This is a genomic window from Mycobacterium scrofulaceum, assembly GCF_001667885.1.
Taxonomy (GTDB): domain Bacteria; phylum Actinomycetota; class Actinomycetes; order Mycobacteriales; family Mycobacteriaceae; genus Mycobacterium; species Mycobacterium scrofulaceum_C.
In genome coordinates this window covers 1-646 of record NZ_LZJW01000011.1, presented here as the reverse complement: position 1 = coordinate 646, position 646 = coordinate 1, and the positions used below count along the sequence as shown (strand labels likewise).

General features: G+C 72.9%; 1 protein-coding gene. It reads right to left on the bottom strand.

Annotated elements, in window-relative coordinates; translation table 11 throughout:
• Positions 1-646, bottom strand: a 646-nt coding sequence (locus tag A5681_RS00865) for an AMP-binding protein (protein ID WP_156737792.1), incomplete at both ends; no start/stop codon positions are given.

The following is a 646-nucleotide window of genomic DNA, read 5'->3' as shown; positions in this document are numbered from 1 at the left end:
CCGCCGGGATCGGCGGTGCCGGTGATGTAACCGACGAGCCGCCGGTCACCGGGCCGGTCCTCACGGGCGACCACCGCGGCCTGTCCGACGCCCGGGAGTTCGCTCAAAGCCGCACGGATCTCACCGAGTTCGATGCGGTACCCGCGAATCTTCACCTGTTCGTCGGCGCGTCCGAGGTACTCGAGTTGCCCGTCGGGCCGCCAGCGCACCAGGTCCCCGCTGCGATACATCCGGGTCCCGGGCGGCCCGAACGGGCACGCCACGAACCGCGCGGCGCTCAACCCAGGCCGGCGTAGGTAGCCCAGCCCGACCCCGCGCCCGGCGACGTAGAGTTCCCCGATGACCCCGGGCGGGACGGGCCGCAGCCAGGGGTCGAGGACGAACAGCGCCGCCCCGGGCACCGGTAGGCCGATCGGGACGCTGGCCGAACCGGGCACCAGCGGGGCGCTGATGGTGGCATACACGGTGGTTTCGGTGGGCCCGTAGCCGTTGAGCATCACCCGCCCGGGCGCCCAGCGCTGCACGATCTCGGGTGGGCAGGCCTCCCCGGCGGCCATCACCGCCACCTCATCTAGCCCGTGGGGGGACAGTGCGGCCAGCGCGGAGGGGGTCTGACTCAGCACGGTGACGTGTTCGGCGATCAGCA